This window comes from Plantactinospora sp. B5E13 (genome assembly GCF_039871775.1).
Taxonomy (GTDB): Bacteria; Actinomycetota; Actinomycetes; order Mycobacteriales; family Micromonosporaceae; genus Plantactinospora.
In genome coordinates, this window is the sequence record NZ_JBDPLT010000051.1 from 1 (window position 1) to 19256 (window position 19256).

Sequence of the window (19256 nt, forward strand, 5' to 3'; positions counted from 1 at the left end):
CAAACAACACCGCGCCGTGGCCACCCGCTACGACAAACTCGCCGTGCGCTACGAAGCCACCGCCACCATCAGCATGATCGACACCTGGCTTCGGAGACTCGAACGGCACTTATGACACACGGCCTAGGGTCGGTCGACTGTGGTCGGACGATCAAGGCGAGCGCGTGGGGTGGCGTGGCGTACCACTCGTGGCGATGGGACGTACCGCTCGTGGCGGTCCGGTCGCGGGCGGCGAGGGCCGGCACGTGCACGGTCGGCGGCGTCGGCCCACCAGTTCCGATCATGGTCAATAATGTGAGCCGGATCACAACGACGGCAGGCTGGTCCAGGTAAGGTCTGGACATTCGTAAACCCCTTTCGAAGGGTGCCGCCAGATGTTCAGATTCCCCCCACAAGGGCCGCGGCGACTCCGGATCGTCGGGCTCGGCGCGCTCGCTCTCCTGGTGGCGAGCACGGCCGTAGCCCCGGCAAGCAGCGCCAGTCCGGAATCGTCCACAACGGAGCAGGCCGGTACGGCCACGGCCGGTCCGCCCGGTGTGGACGAGATCTCCAGCAGCTCGAACCTGCGGCAGATCGCCAACGTCCCCAAGCCGGGTCCGTTCAACACCCAGGCCGCGCTCAACTCCGACCTGGCCTTCCAGGACCGGTACGTCTTCGCGGGCAACTACGACGGTTTTGTCATCTACGACGTCAAGAACCCGGCACGACCGTCCATTGTGTCCCAGGTGCTCTGCCCCGGGTCGCAGAACGACATCACCGTCTACGGTGACCTGCTGTTCCTCTCCACCGACTCGCCGCGCAGCGACGACTCGTGCAGCAGCACGAGCGTGCCGAGCAGCCAGACGGTGTGGGAGGGCATCAAGATCTTCGACATCAAGAACAAGAAGGCGCCCCGGTACATCAAGTCGGTCCAGACCGCGTGCGGCTCGCACACCCACACCCTGGTGCCCGGTAAGGACCGGAAGGCGGTCTACCTCTACGTCTCGTCGTACGGGCCGTCCAGCACCTACGCCGGGTGCCCGACGCCGCACGACTCGATCTCGATCATCAAGGTGCCGGTGAAGAAGCCGACCCAGGCCGCCGTGGTGGCCGTGCCGGACCTCTTCGCCGCCGACAACGGTGGTAACCCGGGTGGCAACGGCAGCTCGACCACGAGCGGCTGCCACGACATCACCGTCTTCGCGAGCAAGGACCTGGCCGCCGGCGCCTGCATGGGTGACGGCATCCTGATGGACATCCGCGACCGTGAGAAGCCGCGGGTGATCAACCGGGTCCGGGACACCACGAACTTCGCGTTCTGGCACTCGGCTACCTTCAACAACGCCGGCACCAAGGTGGTCTTCACCGACGAACTCGGCGGCGGCAGCGGCGCGACCTGCGTCGAGTCGGTGGAGCCGACCCGGGGCGCGGACGCCATCTACGACATCACCGGTCGCGGGGACGGGCGCGAGCTGGTCTTCCGGAGCTACTTCAAGATTCCGCGACTGAACACCTCGCTGGAGAACTGCGTCGCCCACAACGGCTCGCTGATCCCGGTGCTGGGTCGGGACATCATGGTCCAGGCGTGGTACCAGGGCGGTATCTCGGTGTGGGACTTCACCAACTCCGCCCGTCCGGTGGAACTCGGTTACTGGGAGCGGGGCCCGCTCTCCGAGACCGAGCGGATCATCGGCGGCTCGTGGTCGGCGTACTGGTACAACGGCCACATCTACTCCAACGACATCCAGAAGGGTCTGGACGTCCTGGAGGTACGGGACTGGCGGCTGTGGAGCGCGCAGCTGACCAAGTTCAAGGAGTTCAACCCGCAGACCCAGCCCACCTACCTGGGTGGCCGGTAGGCGCCAGGCACGACGGAACGGCCCGGTTCCCGCTCGCGGGGGCCGGGCCGCTCCGCGTCCGGGGCCGGCCCGCCCGCGTGGTACCTTGCCCGACCGGTGAGGGGAGGACGGTTGGACGAGGGGATCTACGTCGGCAACGCGGCCAAGGACGGCGCCGGGAACGGCGGCTGGTTGCTCGGCCACTTCATGCCGGCCGGGGTGGACGTGCGGCACAGCACCGACGTCGAGGTGAAGTGGGGGATGCACCCGGCCGGCGACACCCGGGCGGAGTGGGTCACCGGCGAGCGGCGAACGGCGCTGCTGGTGCTGGTCTCCGGCCGGTTCCGGATGGAGTTCCGGGGGCGCGGGGTCACCCTCGCCGAGCCCGGTGACTACGTCGTCTGGGGGCCGGGCATCGACCACTCGTGGTACGCGCCGGAGGAGGCGGTGGTGCTCACCGTCCGGTGGCCGTCGGTCCCCGGTTACCGGGTCGCGGCCGACTGACCCCGCACCGCCGTCCCGGGCCGACCAGGGCCGGTCCCCGGCGTGTCCCGCGCGGAGTCCCGGAACGCCGGGGCGCACTGGGTCGACGAGGAGTGTCACGTCGGCCCCGGTCGGCGTGGCGCGGTCGGTCAGCCGAGGGTGCAGCCGACCGTCGGTGCCGGGTTGCTGCCGGTCCAGCTGCCGATGAAACCGAAGGTGGTCGACCCGCCGCCGCCCAGCGCCCCGTTCCAGCCCACGTTGCGGGCGGTGGCGACGGTGCCGCTCTGGCTGACTTCGGCGTTCCACGCCTGGCTGACCCGCTGTCCGGCGGGGAAGGAGAGCTGCGCGGTCCAGGATCGACTCGCCGAGGTGCCGTTGTTCCGGACGCTGACCTCACCCTGGAAGCCGCCCTGCCACTGGCCGGTGGTCCGGTAGGTGGCGACACAGGCACCGCCGGCCGGCGGTGTACTCGGCGCCGCCGTCGGGGTGACGGGCGGCGTGGGCGGGGTGCCGGTGGGTGTGGTCGGTACGACGGTCGGCGGCGGGGTCGGCGTGACCCCGTCCAGTACGGCGGTCAGCGCCGGGTACCACCGGTCGGACACCTTCTGGTCGCCGGCGGCGTTGGGATGGACGCCGTCGTAGGTGTCGCTGCCGGTGCTGAAGCCGGTCCACTGGTCGACCACCACCATCGGCGACTGGGCGGTGGTCTTCGACGACGCCCAGCCGCCGATGGCGTTGTTCAACGCGACAACCCGCTGGCCACACTCGGCGCAGGTGGCCGGGGCCATCGGGATTATCTTCGCGACCAGGATCCGCATACCCGGGTTGCTGACCCGCATCTGGTCGACGAGTTTGCCGTACGCGGCCAGGATGGTGGCCGGTGCCCGGTTGCTCCAGACGTCGTTGGTGCCGAAGTGCATCAGGACGACGTCCGGGCGGGTCGTCGACAGCCAGGCCGGCAACTGGTTCTGGTCGGCCACGGTGGTGACCAGGGCGCCGCCGTGCCCTTCGTTGTCACCGTCGTACGGCTGTCCGCAGCCCTGCGGGCCGAGGGTGCCGACGAAGTCGATGTTGGTGTACCCGGTGTTCTGCAACCGGTTCCAGAGGATGGCGCGCCAGCAGCCGGGCGATCCGGTGATCGAGTCGCCGAGCGGCATGACCCGGACCGGGGCGGGGGCGGCCGGTAGCGCCGGTCCGGTGGGGACGATCGTGCCGAGGGCGACGACGAGCGCGGCCAGGGCGGCGCCGAGCAGGGGCCTGCGGAGCATGGTGATCTCCTGTCACGGTGATGGGGTGGTACGTGACGGCCCGGTGCTCCCGGTGGATATTGAAGCAGGTCACGGTAGGTCAACTCAACCGGTCAAGTTTCCGGCGCGCTGCCGGTGTGGTGTCGGCCGTTACGCTGCTGGTGAACCGGTCTTGACGGTGCGCTGCCGGCGCCGAGGATGAGGTGATGACGGACGGTGGCACCGTGCGACGACTCGACCTCGGCTACTTCGTGCGACCGGCCGAGGAGGTCGGCGGGCCACATCCCCGGGTCGAGCCGGTCTACGGCTACCTGGTCCGTCGGCCCGAGGGTCTGATCCTCTTCGACACCGGTATCGGTGCGGCCGATCCGGAGACGGAGGCGCACTACCGGCCACGGCGGCGTGCGCTGGTCGCCGCGCTCGCCGCCGCCGGAGTACGCCCGGAGGACGTCTCGCTGGTCGTCAACTGCCACCTGCACTTCGACCACTGTGGCGGGAACCGTTCGCTGGGCGGCCGTCCGATCGTCGTACAGCGGGCCGAGTTGGCCGCCGCCCGGGCGCCCGGGCACACCGTCGCCGAACTGGTCGACTTTCCCGGCGCCCGGTACGAGGAGCTCGACGGCGAGGCCGAGCTCTGGCCCGGGGTCCTGGTGATTCCCACCGCCGGGCACACCGTCGGGCACCAGTCCCTGTCCGTGCGGCAGCCGGACGGCACGGTGATCCTGGCCGGTCAGGCCCGGGACTTCGCCTCCGGGTACGCCTCGGACGAGTTGGCGTTGCGGGCGTCCCGGGACGGGGTGGCCGCCCCGTTGCCGCCGGTGCCGCGGTGGCTGGCCCGGCTGGTCGACCTCGACCCGGCCCGGGTGCTGTTCGCCCACGACGGCGCCGTCTGGGAGCCGTCGTAGGTGTACCGCGGCGGGACCGGGCTTCCCCGGTCAGCGGCCGGCAGCCCGGGGGCAGCTGCTGCCCGCGTAGCGGAAGAGGGAATCGGTGACGTCCTCGCGGATCGACCGGCGCCGGGTCAGCGTGTACGTGTCGACCACGGGTTCGGCGGCCAGCGGGTCCGGCCGGACCGGACAGGCGTCGAGGTGGTCGAGCAGCCACACCTGTTCACCGCTCGGACCGGTGCCGGTGACGAAGGAGAGGGTCAGTGCCGTGGTGCCGGTGAACCGCGGCGGTGGGGTCGACTCGAGCGTGGGACGGGTCAGACAGGCCGGCGTGGTGTCGACCACCCGTGCCGTGACGACGACGCGTCCGCCCGGCTCGACGGTCGTCCGGACCGACCGGGGTTGCGCGACGACCTCGAGGCGCTGCCAGTCGTCCCAGAAGTTGCCGGTCGGGCGGGGTGTCGCCGGTGGTGGCGGGCCGGTCGGCAGCAGCACCTGGCAGCGTCGGGCGTTGCGGTGCAGTTCGTCGAGGCCGGCGCTGTGGACGTCGTCGCGGTGCAGCGCACCGAGGTACGGCGTGACGTCACTCGGGGTCCGGGCGTCCAGCAACGTGAGGAGCCGGTCCAGATAGGCGTTCAGGAGTTCCGGGCCCGGGTCCACCTCGGCCGCCGCGATCGACAGCAGGTGGCGCAGGCCGACGGGGCAGGTGCTGGCGAGGGACGGGGTGTTGGTGACGAGGGCGGCGGCCCGGACGGGATCGGTGCAGACCTCGGCGAAGACGGCCCGGTCCCGCGCCTCCTGTTCGGCGTCCAGCGACTCGGCGCGATGGTCGATGTACCAGGTCGCGACCGAGGCGAGGGTGACGAGCGCGGCGCCGAGCACGGCGCCGACCGGTTGCCTGCGTCGTCTCGCGGTCCAGGTGGGCCTCGCCGCGCTCTCCGCCTCGGCGGCGGGTTCGTGGTTGTCGTCCGTCCGTTCCTCCACCACCGGCACCTCCTGGTCGCCCGGGCCTCACAGTAGCCAGGCGCGACAAGATCCACGGCGGCTGACCGGAGCGGTATCGCGCCAACGGGTGCGGGATCGTCGGGGAGCGGCTTGTGGAAAAACCTACAAAGCAGATAGGTTTTATGGGCTATCATCGTGACCGACCTTGGTACCGGCTCCCGAGGACGTACCCATGATCTCCGGAATCTCCGATCCGCTCGCCGTCGCCCGCCGGTTCGCCGCGGACGCCGGCGGCCTGACCGGCTGGCCGGTGCCCCTGCGTCTTGATCCGGCACGGCGTTGGTACCACCGGCTCGCCCACGCGGACGACCACGAGGTGTGGCTGCTCACCTGGCTGCCCGGCCAGCAGACCGAGCTGCACGACCACGGCGGGTCGGCCGGCGCCTTCCTGGTCGCCGCCGGCTCTCTCACCGAGGAGATTGTGGACCGTGGCCGGTTGCGTCCGAGGGAACTCGGTGCCGGCGCCGGCCGTCGGTTCGGCCCGCACCACGTGCACCGGGTGGCGAACCACACGGACCGACCGGCGGTGAGCGTGCACGTCTACCGCCCGGCACTGCTCCGGATGACCAGTTACCGGCTGGAGGGTGGCGAGCTGCGGGCGGTCGAGGTGGCCGAGGCGGGGGTCGCCTGGTGAACGGCGGCGGCGCCGTGCGTCGGGGTCATTCGGCCGGCCCGGGCGGAGCAGGGCCGGCGACACGCCGGACAGGACGGGAAGGACCGTACGAGTGGAACTGAGCAACCTCCGCGACGAGGCCGGATGCTGTCGTCGCACGACGGCTCCGGTGGGCTCCCGGAGCATCGACGAGATCCTCGCCGCCGCGCGCCGACGGCTACGGCGGCTCGATCCGGAGCAGGCGCACCTGGCCGCCCGGGCCGGTGCCGTCCTGGTGGACATCCGTCCCGCCGCCCAGCGGGCCGCCACCGGAACCATTCCCGGCGCGTTGATCGTCGACCGCAACGTACTGGAGTGGCGGTTCGATCCACGCAGCACCAGTCGTCTGCCCGTCGCCCACCGGTACGACCTACCGGTCATCGTCTACTGCCAGGAGGGTTACACGTCCGCACTGGCCGCCGCCGCGCTGCAGGACCTCGGCCTGCACCGGGCGACCGACGTCGTCGGCGGCTTCGTCGCCTGGCGGGTGGCCGGTCTGCCGGCCTTCGGGCCGGTCGACCTCTTCGCCCAGCCGACCATCTCCGTGCCGGCCACCGCCCGGCACGCCTTCACCTGAACCCGCGCCACCGCGCGGGACGAGACGGGCCGCAGTCCATAGAGGAGTTCTCCATGTCGGTCGTCGCCATCCATCCGCGCACCCCCTCCCCGGGAGGACCGGGTCGTCCCACGACCCGTCGTCGGTCGGTTCTGCCGGACGCCGCGACCCTCCGGCTCACCCTGGAGGTCCCGTTGGCCGGCGAGCGGCTGCCGGCACAGCTCGCCATCCTGCTCGAACTGGCCCGAGACCTCGCCGACCAGGGCGGCACGCTGGCGGTGACCGGCGTCGCCGACCACTCTCCGGTCACCGACCTTCCGGCCCGTACCGCCGGGTCGGACCGGCCGGGCGACGTCGCGGACCGGCCCGCCGACGACGTAACCGATCCCACCCGGCCCGCCGTCGGCGCCGCCGACCAGGGGAGGTCCACGACCGACGGCGCGGCCGACAGCGGCGCCGCCGGTCCCGAACCGTTGCGGGTGCTCACCGGTCCACGGACCGTACTGCGTGGTGGGCTGTCCCTGCCGTTGACCCGACTCGAGTACGACCTGCTGCTCTTCCTGGCCCGGCATCCGCGTCGGGTCTTCACCCGGACCCAGTTGCTGGCCAGCGTCTGGGGTTACCAGCACGCCGTGGCCCGCACGGTGGACGTGCACGTCCGTCGGTTGCGAGCCAAGGTGGGCGAGCTGACGCCGTTGGTCACCACGGTGCACGGGGTGGGCTACCGGCTCGCCGACGACGCCCGGGTCCGGGTCGAGGATCCGGAGTGAGCGATCGGGCGGCCCGGTGTTGAGTCCCGGCTGAGCCGCGCCCGGCGGCGGTCAGCCCAGCCAGGCGGCGATCCCGACGAGCGAGACGGCCCCGGCCACGGTGGAGAGCACCACCACGTCCCGGGCCAGTGAGCGGGCCTGCCGGTAGTGGGTGGCGAAGACGAAGACGTTCTGCGCGGTTGGCAGCGCCGAGGTCACCACCGCCGCGAGCAGGGCCGGCCCGGTCAGGTGCAGGACGAACCGGGCCAGCACGTACGCCAGCGCCGGCTGCACCAGCACCTTCAGGGCGACGGCCAGGTACCGCGCTCCGGCGTCGGCGGCGGCCAGCGGCCGGCTGCCCGGCAGTGACATGCCGAGTGCGAGCAGCGCCAACGGCACCGCCGCCGAGCCGACGAGTTCGAACGGGCGGAGCACCTCGGCCGGCGGCGTCCACCCCGAGACGGCGACGGCCAGGCCGGCCGCGCAGCCCAGCATGATCGGGTTCCGGGTCGGCAGCAGGACCAGCCGACGCAGTGAGGGCCGCCGGTGGGCCGTCGTGAGGTCCAGCACGGCCAGCGCGAGCGGGGCCGCGACCAGCACCTGGAAGATCAGGACCGGGGCGACGAACGAGACGTCGCCCAGCACGTACGCGGCGACCGGGATGCCGAGGTTGGCGGCGTTGACGTACGACGCGCAGAGGGCGCCGACCACCGCCTCCCCGGTGCCCCGGTGCCAGACGTACCGGGCGACGAGCAGGTAGATCGCGGCCACGAGCACGGTGCTCAGCACGAACGCGGCCAGCGCGGGCGTGACCATGTCGGCCACTGTGGACCGGGCGAGGGTGCTGAACAGCAGGGCCGGGGTGGCGATCAGAAACACCAGCCGGGCGACCACCGTGGTGCCCTCGGTACCGAGCAGGGCGTACCGGCCGACGAGATAACCGACCAGGGTGACCGTCCAGATCACCGCGAACCCCGCCAGCACACCCCGCACCCCGACCATCCTGCCCGGTGCACGGTGATCGACAAGATCTGGTACTAAGAGCAAGCAAGTGATTCCGTTGAGTTTGTCGATTGTCACAGTCAAGCAACGCCGTGTCCCCTTGACCCTCGCCCTGGTGCCCGGAAGCATCGACCAGGCGGCGTTTCGGGCCGCGGGGGGAAACACCCGGAGCAGCCAAGGAGAAGCATGTCGGTCAGCCCCACCTCGTCCCGCGCCGGATGGCAGCTCAGCCAACCGGCCGGACCCGGCAGACCGCCTGGCGCGTCACGACGTCCGGGTCCCGCCTCGCCGACGCTCACGGTGACACTCTCCATCCCGCTCAACGGTGGTGAGGAGTCGCTGACCGCCCCGGCCCGCCGGCTGCTCGAAGCCGCCCGGGAACTCGTCGAGCGGGGCGAGGCGACGGTCAGCGGCGTCGTACCCGCCGTGGTGGAACGACGTGCCGAGCCGGCACCGGCCCCGCCGGCCGCCCCGCCGCCACCGGAGTCGACCCCACGCAGCCTGCGTATCCTCGCCGCCTCCCGGTCCGTCCTGCTGGACGGCGATCCGCTGCCGTTGACCCGTCTCGAGTTCGACCTGCTGATGCACCTGGTCGACAACCCACGCCGGGTCTTCACCCGGCTCCAGCTGCTGGCGGCGGTCTGGGGATACGAGCACACCGGTCTGCGTACCGTCGACGTGCACATCCGACGGCTCCGGGGCAAGGTCGGCACCGACCTGCCCCTGATCACCACCGTGTACGGCGTGGGCTACCGGCTCGCCGACGACGCCGTGGTGACCATCGACCGCAACGGCTGAGCCGGCCGGACCCGGGTCTCACCACCCGCCAGCGCCCTCCTGACCCGGTAGGCCGGCGTCCCGGGCCAGCAGCGCCGCCTGGACCCGGTTCGCGCAGTCCAGTTTGGTGAGGATCCGACTCACGTACGTCTTGATGCTCGCCTCGCTCATCCGCAACCGCCGGCCCACGTCGGCGTTGGAGAGCCCCTCCGCCACCAGCCGCAGCACGTCGACCTCCCGTGGGCTCAGCGCCGCCAGCCGTTCGGTGGCGTGCCGGCGACGGGTGACCGCGACCGGGGAGACCAGGCCGACCAACAGCCGGGTCACCCCGGGGGAGAGGTAGACGTCGCCGTCGTACGCGGCCCGGACCGCCCGGATCAGTTCGTCGGGCGTACAGGTCTTCAGCACAAAACCGGCGACCCGGTGCTGGACCGCCCGCAGCACGTTCGGTTCGGCGCCGAACGAGGTCAGCAGCACGACGCGCAGCCCGGGGAGCCGACGGTCGAGTTCCTCCATCGCCGCCAGACCGTCCAGCGCCGGCATCCTGATGTCGAGCAGCGCCACGTCCGGACGGCGCCGGAGTGCCTCCTCGACCGCCGTCCGACCGTCCGCGGCCTCGGCGACCACCTCGATGTCACCGGTCGACTCCAGCACGGTCCGGATGCCGGTCCGGATCAGCGGCTCGTCGTCGGCGAGCAGGACCCGGACCATCTCAGCGGCCTCCCAACAGCAGACTCGCCGGCAGCAGCAGGAACATCAGGACGGCGACGGCGACACCCAGTCCGACCGGCCGGCCGGGTACGGTCAGCGCCGACTCCGCCTCGTCGAGCACCACGGGGCCGCTCGGCAGCATCGCGGCGAGGCGCCACCGGTCCCCGGAGCGGCCGTGTTCGACCAACCCGCCGACCGACGCCAGCCGTTCGCCGAGCCCGGTGAGGCCGTGTCCAGTCTGCCCGTGTCCAATGAGCCTCTGTCCAGTGGGCTCGTGTCCGGTCAGCTCGTGTCCGGTCAGCTCGTGTCCGGTCGACGGCAGGGCACCGGGAGCCGATGGCCGGTCGTCGGGCTCCGGGAGACCGGGACCGAGCGGGTTGACCAGGTCCACCAGCAGGGCGTCCGGCTCCCACTGCAGGCGTACTGTCACCGGTTGTCCCGGGGCGTGCTTGGCGGCGTTCGTGAGTCCCTCCTGCACCACCCGGTACGCCGCCTGCCCGGCGGTCCGGGACAGCGGCCGGGCCGGCCCTGAACGGGACAGCGTCACCGGGACACCGGCGCCGCGGAAGTCCGTCACCAGGGCGTCGACCGCCTCGAGGCCGGGGTCCCGCCCGGCGTCGGGCCGGCCGCCCCGCAACGCGCCGACCAGGTCGTACAGGTCGTCGGTGGCCTGCCGGACGGCGCCCGCCAGGCCCCGCACGGTGTCCCGCAGCGGCGGCGGCAGTGCCGAGACCTCCAGCGCCGCCGCCTGGACGGACACCAGGCTGAGCCGGTGTCCGAGCGAGTCGTGCATGTCCCGGGCGATCCGCAGCCGCTCGCGCAGCTGCTCCTGCTCGGCGAGGAGCTCCCGCTCCCGGCGGAGCTGCCGGTTGTGCCGCTGGAGCGTCGACACCAGCTGTTCCTGCTGGCTGAGGTACCGGCCGGTCAGCACCGGCAACGCCACGAAGACGAGGTACGTGACGACCAGCGGGCCGCCCGCCTCCGGCCAGGGCCCGGGTGCCGAGCCGAGCTGGCTGGCCAGGGCGACGACGGTGCCGCACCCCAGCAGGCCACCGTCGCGACGGGACAGACCGGCCCGCCCGACCTGGTAGGCGGCCCAGCTCAGCAGCACGTACGAGGTGCCGGTCAGGGCGTTCAGCAGCAGCGCGCCGGCGAAGGCGGCCAGCGGCCAGCGCTGCCGCAGCGCGATCACCAGCCCGACGGCCAGCAGGTAGCCGGGCACCACCGCCGGTGGGAGGTCGGGGTGCCCGGCGACCAGGAGCACCGTCTCCGCGACGAGCACGGCGGCGGCGAGGAGATGGCGGACCATGCCCTGCAGGTTACGTCCGGTACGACCCCGGCCGGTCCGGTCCGGAGTCCACTTCCGATGTGGGGTCGGCGACTTTCGGGGACTGTTCCCGCCCCGGTCGACGCCTAGCCTGGCGGCCGTGATCGAGGTACGCGAGTTGCACAAACGCTACGGGCGGGTGGTCGCGGTCGACCGGCTCTCCTGCACGGTCCGACCCGGCCGGGTCACCGGCTTCCTCGGACCGAACGGGGCCGGCAAGTCGACGACGATGCGGATGCTGCTCGGGCTCGACCATCCGAGCGGGGGCGAGGCGCTGATCGACGGGCGCCCGTACCGCCGGGAGGTCGCGCCGTTGCGTCGGGTGGGCGCCCTGCTGGAGTCGGGCGCGGCACATCCGGGCCGCAGCGCCTACCACCACCTGCTCTGGCTGGCCCGGAGCAACCGGATTCCACGCTCCCGGATAACCGAGGTGCTGGAACTGGTCGGGCTGGCGGCGGTGGCGGGGCGCCGGGTCGGCGGGTTCTCCCTCGGCATGCGGCAACGGTTGGGCATCGCCGCCGCGCTGCTCGGGGACCCTCCGGTGCTGCTCTTCGACGAACCGGTCAACGGGCTCGATCCCGAGGGCATCCGGTGGATCCGTGACCTGATGCGGGGACTGGCGGCGGAGGGTCGGACGGTGCTGGTCTCCAGCCATCTGATGAGCGAGATGGCGCTCACCGCCGACCACCTCGTGGTGATCGACCGGGGACGGCTGCTCGCCGACACCGGGACGCGGGCGTTCGTCGAGGCCAACTCCGTCGGGTACGTCCAGGTGCGGACCCCGGAGCCGGAGCGGCTGCGGGCCGTGTTGACCGGCGCCGGAATCGAGACCCGGACCGGACCGGACGGCGCGGTCCACGCGTACGGCGTGTCGGCGCCCCGGGTCGGTGAGCTGGTCGCGGCGCACCAGCTCACCGTGCACGAGATCGGTGCGCGGTCGGCGTCCTTGGAGGAGGCGTTCATGCGGCTTGTCGAGGAGGCGACGGCACGCCGCCGGACGGAGAGGGAATCCGGATGAGCGGGACGGGGAGAAACGTGGGGACGAGCGGGACGGGGATGAGTACCGGAACGGTTGACCGGGCCGACCCGGCATTGGCGGAGCCGGCCCGGTGGCGCCTGGTCGGCCCGCTGCGCGCGGTGGTCGCCGCCGAACTGACCAAGATCGTGACCCTGCGCTCGACCGTCTGGACCCTGGTCCCGGCGTTTGTGGTCACCGTCGGGATCAGCGCACTGGTCGCGCTCAGCTTCCGGACGAGTCTGCCCCGCCAGCCGGCCGACCGGCAGGCGGCCTTCGACCCGCTGTTCGCCACCTTCTACGGGGTCACCCTCGGACAGTTGGCCGTGGTGGTCTTCGGAGTCCTGGTGGTCGGCGCCGAGTACCGCTCCGGGACGATCCGGGCCAGCCTGCTCGCGGTTCCCAGGCGCGGACTCTGGTACGCCGGCAAGGTGCTCGCGGCGGCCCTGCCGCTCGCGGTGGTCGGACTGGTGACCGCCCTGGCCAGCTTCGCCGTCGCCCAGCCGGTGCTCGGCCCGTACGCCGTCCCGCCCGGCACCGACGAAGTGTCGGCGGCGGTCGTCGGGGCCTGGCTGCACCTCACCCTGCTCGGCCTCTTCGCCCTCGGTGTGGCGGCCCTGCTGCGCAGTTCGGTGTGGGCGCTGGCGGTGCTGCTGCCGGTCCTCCTGCTCGGCTCGCAGGGGTTGGGCAACATCCCGGGGCTGCGGACGGTCACCCAGTACCTGCCGGACCAGACAACCTGGGTGATCATGCATTTGGCCGGGCCCCAGGACGACCCCCGCTGGCTGCGCGACTACGGGCCGTGGACCGGGGTGGGCCTGCTCGCCCTCTGGACCGCGGCGGCGCTGCTCGGCGGCTACCTGACCCTGCGCAGGCGCGACGCCTGACGGCGTCGGTTGGGCGCCGCCGGCGGTCCGGCGGGGGCTCCCGGGCGAGCCCTCGGGCCGAAGCGGCAGGATGATCGGGTGCGGGTCCGACCGATCACTCCCGAACTGCTCGTCAGCGAACTGGCCGAGCGGATGGCCGGCGGGCCGGCCGACCATCCGCTCCGGGTCGCCGTCGACGGACCGCCGGCCGCCGAGCCGGACCGACTCGCCGACGCGCTGGTCGACCCGCTGCGGGTCCGGGGCCGTCCGGCGGTCCGCGTCGACACCCGAGACTTCCTGCGGCCTGCGTCGTTGCGCTACGAGCAGGGCCGGACCAACCCCGACGCCTACTACCTGGGCTGGCTCGACGAGGCGGGCCTGCGACGCGAGGTGCTCGACCCCGCCGGTCCGGCCGGCTCGGGCCGGATCCTGCCGTCGCTGTGGAATCCGGAGACCGACCGGGCCACCCGCGCCGACTACCGGCCACTTCCGCGCAACGGTGTGGTCCTGGTCAGCGGTGCCCTGCTGCTCGGTGGCGGCCTGCCGTTCGACCTGACCATCCACCTGGTGCTGTCGACCGGCGCGCTCGCCCGGCGTACCCCGGCGGAGTGGCACTGGACGCTGCCCGCCCTCGCCCGGTACGCCGAGGAGGTCGCCCCGGCCACCTTCGCCGACGTGCTGGTCCGGATGGACGACCCGCGCCACCCGGCGGTGGTGGACGCCCTGCACGGGTGACGCCGGGAGACGGCTGGTTTGCCGCGTACGGCGGTGGGGTATTCGCGCTGCTCGTGACGGACCGCACCGGACAATCCCGTCCAGGAGGGCGGATCCGTCGCCCCGACGGAAAGGCAGGCAGCGCATGCTCGTCAACGAGGCAGTCGGCACCGGTCGCTCGGCGGCGGACATCGACCAGATCCGTCGGGCCCTGAAGAGCCGCTACGACGAGCTGACCGTCGAATACGACGAGGCGATGGCGCAGAGCCAGGTGCTCCGCCTGGTCGAGATCGGTGACACCGCCGGTGACGACCAGGCAGACAGTGGTACGAAAACCGCCGAGCGGGACACCGCCCAGTCGCTGCTGCGGGCGATCCTCGACCGGCGGGCGCAGTTCGAACACGCGTTGCACCGGCTGGACGAGGGAACGTACGGCTGGTGTGAGGGATGTGGGACGTCGATTCCGGTCGAGCGGCTGGAGATCTTCCCGGCGGCGACCACCTGCGTCTCCTGCAAGCAGAGCCGGGAACGTCGGGCGGCCTGACCCGGAGGCGGCGGGACCCGGTCGGGCACGTCGCCGGTCGATGACGGGACGGGTGTACGGAGGCGATGGGCGGGATCAAGGTCGGCACCGCGTCGTGGACGGACCGGACCCTGCTGGAGTCGGGTTGGTATCCGCCCGCCGCGGACACCCCCGAACGGCGTCTCGCCCACTACGCCAGCCGCTTCCCGCTGGTCGAGGTGGACGCCACCTACTACGCCCCGCCGGCGGAGCGGACCGCCCAGCTCTGGGCGTCCCGGACCCCGGCCGGCTTCACCTTCAACGTGAAGGCGTTCAGCCTGCTCACCGGACATCCGACCCGGGTCTCCGCGTTGTACAGGGACCTCCGGCCGGAGACGGAGAAACGGAACGTCTACCCCGGCGACCTGGACGCGCAGACGTACGAGGAGGTCTGGACCCGGTTCCTGACCGCGCTGGAGCCACTGGCCCACGCCGGCAAGTTGGGCGCCCTGCTCTTCCAGTTCCCGCCCTGGTTCACCATCCGGCGGGACAACAAGCAGTACCTGCTCGAGGTGCGGGAACGCTGCGCGCCGATGCGGGCCGTCTTCGAGTTCCGGCACGCCTCCTGGTTCGACGGCGACAACGAGGCGGAGACGCTCGACTTCCTGCGCCGACACCGGCTGCCGTACGTCTGTGTGGACATGCCGCAGGGGCACCGGTCGTCGGTGCCGCCGGTGCTGGCCGTGACCGCGGAACTCGCCGTGGTCCGGTTCCACGGACACAGTACGAAGTGGAACAGCAGGGACATCTACCAACGGTTCGGCTACCGCTACTCGGAACGGGAACTGGCCGACTGGGCGCCGAAACTGCGCGAACTGGCCGGTCGGGCCGAGCAGACGCACGTGCTCCTGAACAACTGCTACCGCGACTACGCCCAGCGCAACGCCGAGCAGTTGACCGACCTGCTGGCCGGGTGAGCCAGCCGTCGCGACGGCGACGGCCCCTCCGGATTCACCCGCGCCGGGTGAACGGAACTCACCCGGCGGCAGGCGAGCATGGTGGCGGTGTGGAGCAGAGGCGACCCGGGACGGGAGCCCGGACGCCTGGTCACGGGCAGCGTGCCGGCTGACGCAACGTCGTCGCCGGTCGCCAGACGGGACGGGGGATCAGTCGTGCCGAACAATACGTACTCGGCCTTCGAGTCGTCGATAGACAAGACCAACATCATCCTGAAGGAGATCGAGCAGGCGTACGGATGGCCGAAGGAGCGCCGCAACCAGTCGTACGCCGCGCTCCGTACGGTCCTGCACCTGCTGCGCGACCGGCTGCCGGTGCAGGAGAGCGTGCACTTCGCCGCCCAGTTGCCGGTGCTGGTCCGCGGGATCTACTTCGAGGGCTGGGATCCGAGCGTGGTGCCGATCAAGTTGAACCGCGAGGAGTTCCTCTACGAGGTGCGGGCCGGCTTCCCGTTCGACGTCCAGGGCGGTCCGGCGACCGTCGTGGACACCGTGTTGAACGCGCTGCGCCGGCACGTCACCGACGGCGAGTGGGAGGACGTCCGGTCGAGCATGCCGAAGGACCTGACGACGATCCTGCCGTGAGCCGGAGTGCCGGGCGGACGCCGCCCGGTACCCGGGTACGCTGAGCCGCCACGATCCGGAACCGACAATGTCGTCGGTCCCGGGCCGTGGTGTCCGGCCGTCGGAGTACTGCCACCCTGAGGCGCCGACGAGGATCATTTCGGCCTCAGTATGCCGCCCCGGACCGGCCGTCGCCGGGTCGCCGCCGGCAGACCCGATCCGTCCCGCCGTCGGTGGTGCCGGACCCGTCGCCGGCACCACCGGACCGGGGTTACCGCAGCGTCACCCCGGGGGCGAGCCGCCGCTCCAGGCCCACCCGGCGCTCCGGGCCGACCAGCCGGACCCCGACGGTGTGCCGGTGGTCGTCGCTGGAGGCGGAGAGGCGGAACTCCAGGTCACCCGGTTCGACGACCCGGTGACCATGCCGGCCGGTGAACGAGGTGAGATCGGCGTGTACCGCGAAGTCGACCCGGCGGGTCTGGCCGGGGGCGAGGGGGACCCGGGCGTACCCGATCAGCCGGACCACCGGTCGGGTCACCTGGGCGACCGGGTCGTGCAGGTAGAGCTGGACCACCTCGGTGCCGTCGCGGTCGCCGGTGTTGCACACGGTGACCGAGACGGTGACCGTACCGTCGGTCGGTACCTCGACCGGGTGGTCGGCCGCCGGCACCGCACCGTCCACCCGGACCTCCGGCCAGACGAACTCGGTGTACGACAGTCCGTGCCCGAACGGGAAGAGCGGCGTCGGGTCCACACTGCTGACCTCGGTACGCCGACCCAGCGCCGGGGTCAGGTAGGTGGCCGGCTGTCCGGCCGGGCCGTGCGGCACACTCACCGGCAGCCGACCGGAGGGCGCGACCCGGCCGCTGAGTACCCGGGCGACCGCCGGGCCGCCCTCCTCGCCGGGGAAGAAGGCCTGGACGATCGCGGCCAGCCGGTCCGCCCACCCGCCGAGCGCGTACGGCCGGCCGGCCAGCAGGACCAGTACCACCGGGGTACCCGTGTCGAGCAGCGCCTCCAGCAGGTCCGCCTGCGCCCCGGGCAGTTGCAGGTCGGCGGCGTCCGAGCCCTCGCCCGAGGTGCCGTTGCCGAACAGACCGGCCCGGTCGCCGAGGACCGCGACACAGACGTCGGCGTCCCGGGCCGCCGCGACCGCCGCGGCGAGGTCGTCGGCCACCCCGGTGCCCTCGATCGGCGCGCCGAACGCGTGCCTGATCGGGGTGTCCGGCAGTTCGTCGCGGAGCGCCGCCAGCAGGGTCGGGATCTCGACCCCGTCCGGCAACTCCGGGTGCTGGCTGCCCACGTGGCTCGGGAAGGTGTAGCAGCCGAGCATGCCGGTGACGCTGTCGGCCAGCGGCCCGACCAGGGCGATCCGGGCTTCCGGTCGCAGGGGCAGCGTGCCGGAGTTGGCCAGCAGCACCACCGACTCCTCGGCCAGTTCCCGGGCCAGCGCCCGGTGGCTCGGCGGGTCGAGGTCGATGCCGGAGTCAACGGCGGCGGGGCCGCCGCCGTTGACCCGCTCGGCGGTGGTCAGCGCGGCCGGCAGCGGCGACCAGTCGGCGTCGAGCAGGCCGAGTTCACACTTCTGTCGGAGCACCCGGGCCGCGGCCCGGTCGACCAGGGCCTCGGGAACCGTGCCGGCGCGGACCGCGGCGACCAGCGGGGCGCCGTAGCAGTGCGCGGCGGGCAGTTCGACGTCGACCCCGGCGGCGAGGGCGAGCGCGCCGGCCTCGGCGAGGTCGGCGGCGACGCTGTGCAGCCGCTGCAGGAAGCTGATGCCGAAGTAGTCGGCGACGACCGTGCCGGTGAAGCCCAGGTCGTCCCGGAGCAGTCGGGTCAGCAGTTCCGGGTCGGCCGCCGGCGGAACCCCGTCGATCTCGGTGTACGCGTGCATCACGGAGCCGGCGCCGCCGTCCCGCAGCGCCATCTCGAACGGGGGCAGCAGCACGTCGGCGAGTTCCCGGGGGCCGACCGCGACCGGTGCGAAGTTGCGACCGGCGCGGGACGCGGAGTATCCGACGAAGTGCTTGAGCGTGGCGATCACCCCGGTCGACTGCAGGCCGCGGACGTACGCGGTGCCGATGGTGGCCACCAGGTACGGGTCCTCGCCGATCGACTCCTCGGTCCGTCCCCAGCGGGGATCCCGGATCACGTCGAGCACCGGCGCCAGCCCCTGGTGTACGCCGACCCGGCGCATCGACGTACCGATCTGGGCCGCCATCCGTTCGACGAGTGCGGGGTCGAACGTGGCGCCCCAGGCGAGCGGGGTGGGGTAGACGGTCGCCTTCCACGTCATGAACCCGGTGAGGCACTCCTCGTGGGCGACCGCGGGGATGCCGAACCGGTTGGCGGCGGTGATCTCCTCCTGCATCCGGGCCAGCGCCCGGGCGCCGTCGACGGGATCCACCGGCGCGGTGCCGAACGCCCGGGTGAGCTGTCCGAGGCCGGCGCCGATGAGGTCGCGCCAGTCGGGCGCCTCGTTGACCATCTCGTGCTGGTGCGGGGCCAGGTCGTCGCCGGTCGAGTTGCCGCCGACCCAGACGCCGTACAGCTGCGCTACCTTCTCCTCCAGCGAGAGTCGGGCGAGCAGGTCCTCGACCCGCCGGTCGACCGGCAGGCCCGGGTCCTGCCAGACCGGCGGGGGGTCGGCCAGCGGCGCGGCGGCCGGCATCCCGGTCGGCGGGGGTGGGACCGCCGGGACGTGCACAGCTGGGGAGCCGTCTGCCGGGATGGGCGCGGCGACGGTGAGCTGTCCATCATGGGGACGCCCGTCCGGTGCCGTGGTGACCTCGAGCCGACCGACCTCGTTGGGTGTCCGACGGGTATCGGCGGCGTTGCGGTTGCTGCTCACGAGCAGCCTCCTGTCGCTTGTTGCTGGGCCTGTTCCAGAGCCGGCGCACGTCGGTGTGACTGGTGTGGTGGTCTCGCGCGCGTACTTCCGACATGTTTCCGGAAAGTCCGGCCCGCGTCGAGAGGGTAGTGCGACCGAAAGTAGCTCGCAAGTTTCCTCGAGACATAGGTATTGACCGTTCTGTCGTCGAGTCGTAGCGTGCGCCGCATCACGATGAATTATCGGACCGGCGCCGAAAACTTGCGGGTGGTTCGGTTCCGTCCAGGAGTGACGGTTCGCCGGCCCCTGGTAGGAGATGTCTGCCGGGGGTGACCCGAAGGGACGGTGGGGCATGCCAGGGCCGGGGAACAGCACCGTATCCCACCGGTGCGACCCGCCGAGGGTGATCATCATCTCGGTCGCGTTGGTCTGAACACGCCCCGCGGTGGGGGGAGCGGTCGTGCTCGGCCACCGGGCCCGGATGCCGGGCGGAGAGACGGGCGGGGGACCGCCGAGGACGCGGGCGGGTCGGCCGG

General features: G+C 72.2%; 19 protein-coding genes. 13 read left to right on the forward strand and 6 right to left on the reverse strand.

The window, feature by feature from the left end; translation table 11 throughout:
• The first annotated feature begins 374 nt into the window (after positions 1-374).
• Complete coding sequence (locus ABGB05_RS30765) at positions 375-1838, forward strand: hypothetical protein (protein WP_347657440.1); 1464 nt, start codon at positions 375-377, stop codon at positions 1836-1838.
• A 111-nt stretch (positions 1839-1949) separates the two neighbouring features.
• On the forward strand, positions 1950-2321 hold the full coding sequence (locus ABGB05_RS30770) for a signal peptidase I (RefSeq protein ID WP_347657441.1): 372 nt from the start codon (positions 1950-1952) through the stop codon (positions 2319-2321).
• A gap of 128 nt (positions 2322-2449) precedes the next feature.
• Here ABGB05_RS30770 and ABGB05_RS30775 read toward each other — a convergent pair whose 3' ends face one another.
• On the reverse strand, positions 2450-3568 hold the full coding sequence (locus ABGB05_RS30775) for a cellulose binding domain-containing protein (RefSeq protein ID WP_347657442.1): 1119 nt from the start codon (positions 3566-3568) through the stop codon (positions 2450-2452).
• A gap of 185 nt (positions 3569-3753) precedes the next feature.
• Here ABGB05_RS30775 and ABGB05_RS30780 point away from each other — a divergent pair, with 185 nt between their 5' ends.
• Positions 3754-4452, forward strand: coding sequence for an N-acyl homoserine lactonase family protein (locus ABGB05_RS30780; RefSeq protein WP_347657443.1), 699 nt, complete (start codon positions 3754-3756; stop codon positions 4450-4452).
• A 30-nt stretch (positions 4453-4482) separates the two neighbouring features.
• On the opposite strand, the gene ABGB05_RS30785 is transcribed toward ABGB05_RS30780, so the two are convergent.
• Positions 4483-5418 (reverse strand): hypothetical protein, encoded by a 936-nt coding sequence (locus ABGB05_RS30785; protein WP_347657444.1) that lies wholly within the window; start codon positions 5416-5418, stop codon positions 4483-4485.
• Between the two features lie 193 nt (positions 5419-5611).
• Between ABGB05_RS30785 and ABGB05_RS30790 the strand changes: the two genes are divergently transcribed.
• The 3 genes from ABGB05_RS30790 to ABGB05_RS30800 all read left to right on the forward strand — a co-directional run bounded on the left by ABGB05_RS30790 (position 5612) and on the right by ABGB05_RS30800 (position 7417).
• Positions 5612-6073 carry a cysteine dioxygenase family protein gene (locus ABGB05_RS30790; RefSeq protein WP_347657445.1) on the forward strand — a complete coding sequence of 154 codons (462 nt, stop codon included), beginning with the start codon at positions 5612-5614 and terminating at the stop codon, positions 6071-6073.
• A gap of 148 nt (positions 6074-6221) precedes the next feature.
• A complete protein-coding gene (locus tag ABGB05_RS30795; protein WP_347657494.1) occupies positions 6222-6668 on the forward strand; it encodes a rhodanese-like domain-containing protein in 447 nt (148 codons plus the stop codon).
• Positions 6669-6721: 53 nt separating this feature from the next.
• Positions 6722-7417 carry a winged helix-turn-helix domain-containing protein gene (locus ABGB05_RS30800; RefSeq protein WP_347657446.1) on the forward strand — a complete coding sequence of 232 codons (696 nt, stop codon included), beginning with the start codon at positions 6722-6724 and terminating at the stop codon, positions 7415-7417.
• A gap of 51 nt (positions 7418-7468) precedes the next feature.
• Here the strand turns inward: ABGB05_RS30800 and ABGB05_RS30805 are convergent, their stop codons facing one another.
• Positions 7469-8389 carry an AEC family transporter gene (locus ABGB05_RS30805; RefSeq protein ID WP_347657447.1) on the reverse strand — a complete coding sequence of 307 codons (921 nt, stop codon included), beginning with the start codon at positions 8387-8389 and terminating at the stop codon, positions 7469-7471.
• A gap of 195 nt (positions 8390-8584) precedes the next feature.
• Here ABGB05_RS30805 and ABGB05_RS30810 point away from each other — a divergent pair, with 195 nt between their 5' ends.
• Positions 8585-9196 carry a winged helix-turn-helix domain-containing protein gene (locus ABGB05_RS30810; RefSeq protein ID WP_347657448.1) on the forward strand — a complete coding sequence of 204 codons (612 nt, stop codon included), beginning with the start codon at positions 8585-8587 and terminating at the stop codon, positions 9194-9196.
• An 18-nt stretch (positions 9197-9214) separates the two neighbouring features.
• Here the strand turns inward: ABGB05_RS30810 and ABGB05_RS30815 are convergent, their stop codons facing one another.
• Both ABGB05_RS30815 and ABGB05_RS30820 read right to left on the reverse strand, forming a co-directional pair.
• Positions 9215-9886, reverse strand: a complete 672-nt coding sequence (locus ABGB05_RS30815) for a response regulator transcription factor (RefSeq protein ID WP_347657449.1) — start codon at positions 9884-9886, stop codon at positions 9215-9217.
• 1 nt (position 9887) lies between these two features.
• A complete protein-coding gene (locus tag ABGB05_RS30820) occupies positions 9888-11195 on the reverse strand; it encodes a histidine kinase (RefSeq protein ID WP_347657450.1) in 1308 nt (435 codons plus the stop codon).
• A gap of 118 nt (positions 11196-11313) precedes the next feature.
• Here ABGB05_RS30820 and ABGB05_RS30825 point away from each other — a divergent pair, with 118 nt between their 5' ends.
• The 6 genes from ABGB05_RS30825 (at position 11314) to ABGB05_RS30850 (ending at position 15911) form a co-directional block, all read left to right on the forward strand.
• Positions 11314-12231 carry an ATP-binding cassette domain-containing protein gene (locus tag ABGB05_RS30825; protein WP_347657451.1) on the forward strand — a complete coding sequence of 306 codons (918 nt, stop codon included), beginning with the start codon at positions 11314-11316 and terminating at the stop codon, positions 12229-12231.
• A gap of 38 nt (positions 12232-12269) precedes the next feature.
• Positions 12270-13115, forward strand: a complete 846-nt coding sequence (locus tag ABGB05_RS30830) for an ABC transporter permease subunit (protein WP_347657452.1) — start codon at positions 12270-12272, stop codon at positions 13113-13115.
• 78 nt (positions 13116-13193) lie between these two features.
• Positions 13194-13829, forward strand: a complete 636-nt coding sequence (locus ABGB05_RS30835; protein ID WP_347657453.1) for a uridine kinase — start codon at positions 13194-13196, stop codon at positions 13827-13829.
• 124 nt (positions 13830-13953) lie between these two features.
• On the forward strand, positions 13954-14352 hold the full coding sequence (locus ABGB05_RS30840) for a TraR/DksA C4-type zinc finger protein (protein ID WP_347657454.1): 399 nt from the start codon (positions 13954-13956) through the stop codon (positions 14350-14352).
• A 65-nt stretch (positions 14353-14417) separates the two neighbouring features.
• Complete coding sequence (locus tag ABGB05_RS30845) at positions 14418-15287, forward strand: DUF72 domain-containing protein (protein ID WP_347657455.1); 870 nt, start codon at positions 14418-14420, stop codon at positions 15285-15287.
• Between the two features lie 195 nt (positions 15288-15482).
• Positions 15483-15911 carry a DUF2267 domain-containing protein gene (locus ABGB05_RS30850; RefSeq protein WP_347657456.1) on the forward strand — a complete coding sequence of 143 codons (429 nt, stop codon included), beginning with the start codon at positions 15483-15485 and terminating at the stop codon, positions 15909-15911.
• Between the two features lie 250 nt (positions 15912-16161).
• Here ABGB05_RS30850 and ABGB05_RS30855 read toward each other — a convergent pair whose 3' ends face one another.
• Positions 16162-18741 (reverse strand): glycoside hydrolase family 3 N-terminal domain-containing protein, encoded by a 2580-nt coding sequence (locus tag ABGB05_RS30855; protein WP_347657457.1) that lies wholly within the window; start codon positions 18739-18741, stop codon positions 16162-16164.
• Positions 18742-19256 lie beyond the last annotated feature (515 nt).

What these genes read in the sequence shown, in the direction of transcription:
- ABGB05_RS30810 (WP_347657448.1), top strand. Translation starts at nt 8,585, where the DNA reads ATGTCGGTCAGCCCCACCTCGTCCCGCGCCGGATGGCAGCTCAGCCAA.
- ABGB05_RS30765 (WP_347657440.1), top strand. Translation starts at nt 375, where the DNA reads ATGTTCAGATTCCCCCCACAAGGGCCGCGGCGACTCCGGATCGTCGGG.
- ABGB05_RS30775 (WP_347657442.1), bottom strand. Translation starts at nt 3,568, where the DNA reads ATGCTCCGCAGGCCCCTGCTCGGCGCCGCCCTGGCCGCGCTCGTCGTC.
- ABGB05_RS30820 (WP_347657450.1), bottom strand. Translation starts at nt 11,195, where the DNA reads ATGGTCCGCCATCTCCTCGCCGCCGCCGTGCTCGTCGCGGAGACGGTG.
- ABGB05_RS30830 (WP_347657452.1), top strand. Translation starts at nt 12,270, where the DNA reads ATGAGTACCGGAACGGTTGACCGGGCCGACCCGGCATTGGCGGAGCCG.
- ABGB05_RS30780 (WP_347657443.1), top strand. Translation starts at nt 3,754, where the DNA reads ATGACGGACGGTGGCACCGTGCGACGACTCGACCTCGGCTACTTCGTG.
- ABGB05_RS30815 (WP_347657449.1), bottom strand. Translation starts at nt 9,886, where the DNA reads ATGGTCCGGGTCCTGCTCGCCGACGACGAGCCGCTGATCCGGACCGGC.
- ABGB05_RS30790 (WP_347657445.1), top strand. Translation starts at nt 5,612, where the DNA reads ATGATCTCCGGAATCTCCGATCCGCTCGCCGTCGCCCGCCGGTTCGCC.
- ABGB05_RS30800 (WP_347657446.1), top strand. Translation starts at nt 6,722, where the DNA reads ATGTCGGTCGTCGCCATCCATCCGCGCACCCCCTCCCCGGGAGGACCG.
- ABGB05_RS30840 (WP_347657454.1), top strand. Translation starts at nt 13,954, where the DNA reads ATGCTCGTCAACGAGGCAGTCGGCACCGGTCGCTCGGCGGCGGACATC.
- ABGB05_RS30845 (WP_347657455.1), top strand. Translation starts at nt 14,418, where the DNA reads ATGGGCGGGATCAAGGTCGGCACCGCGTCGTGGACGGACCGGACCCTG.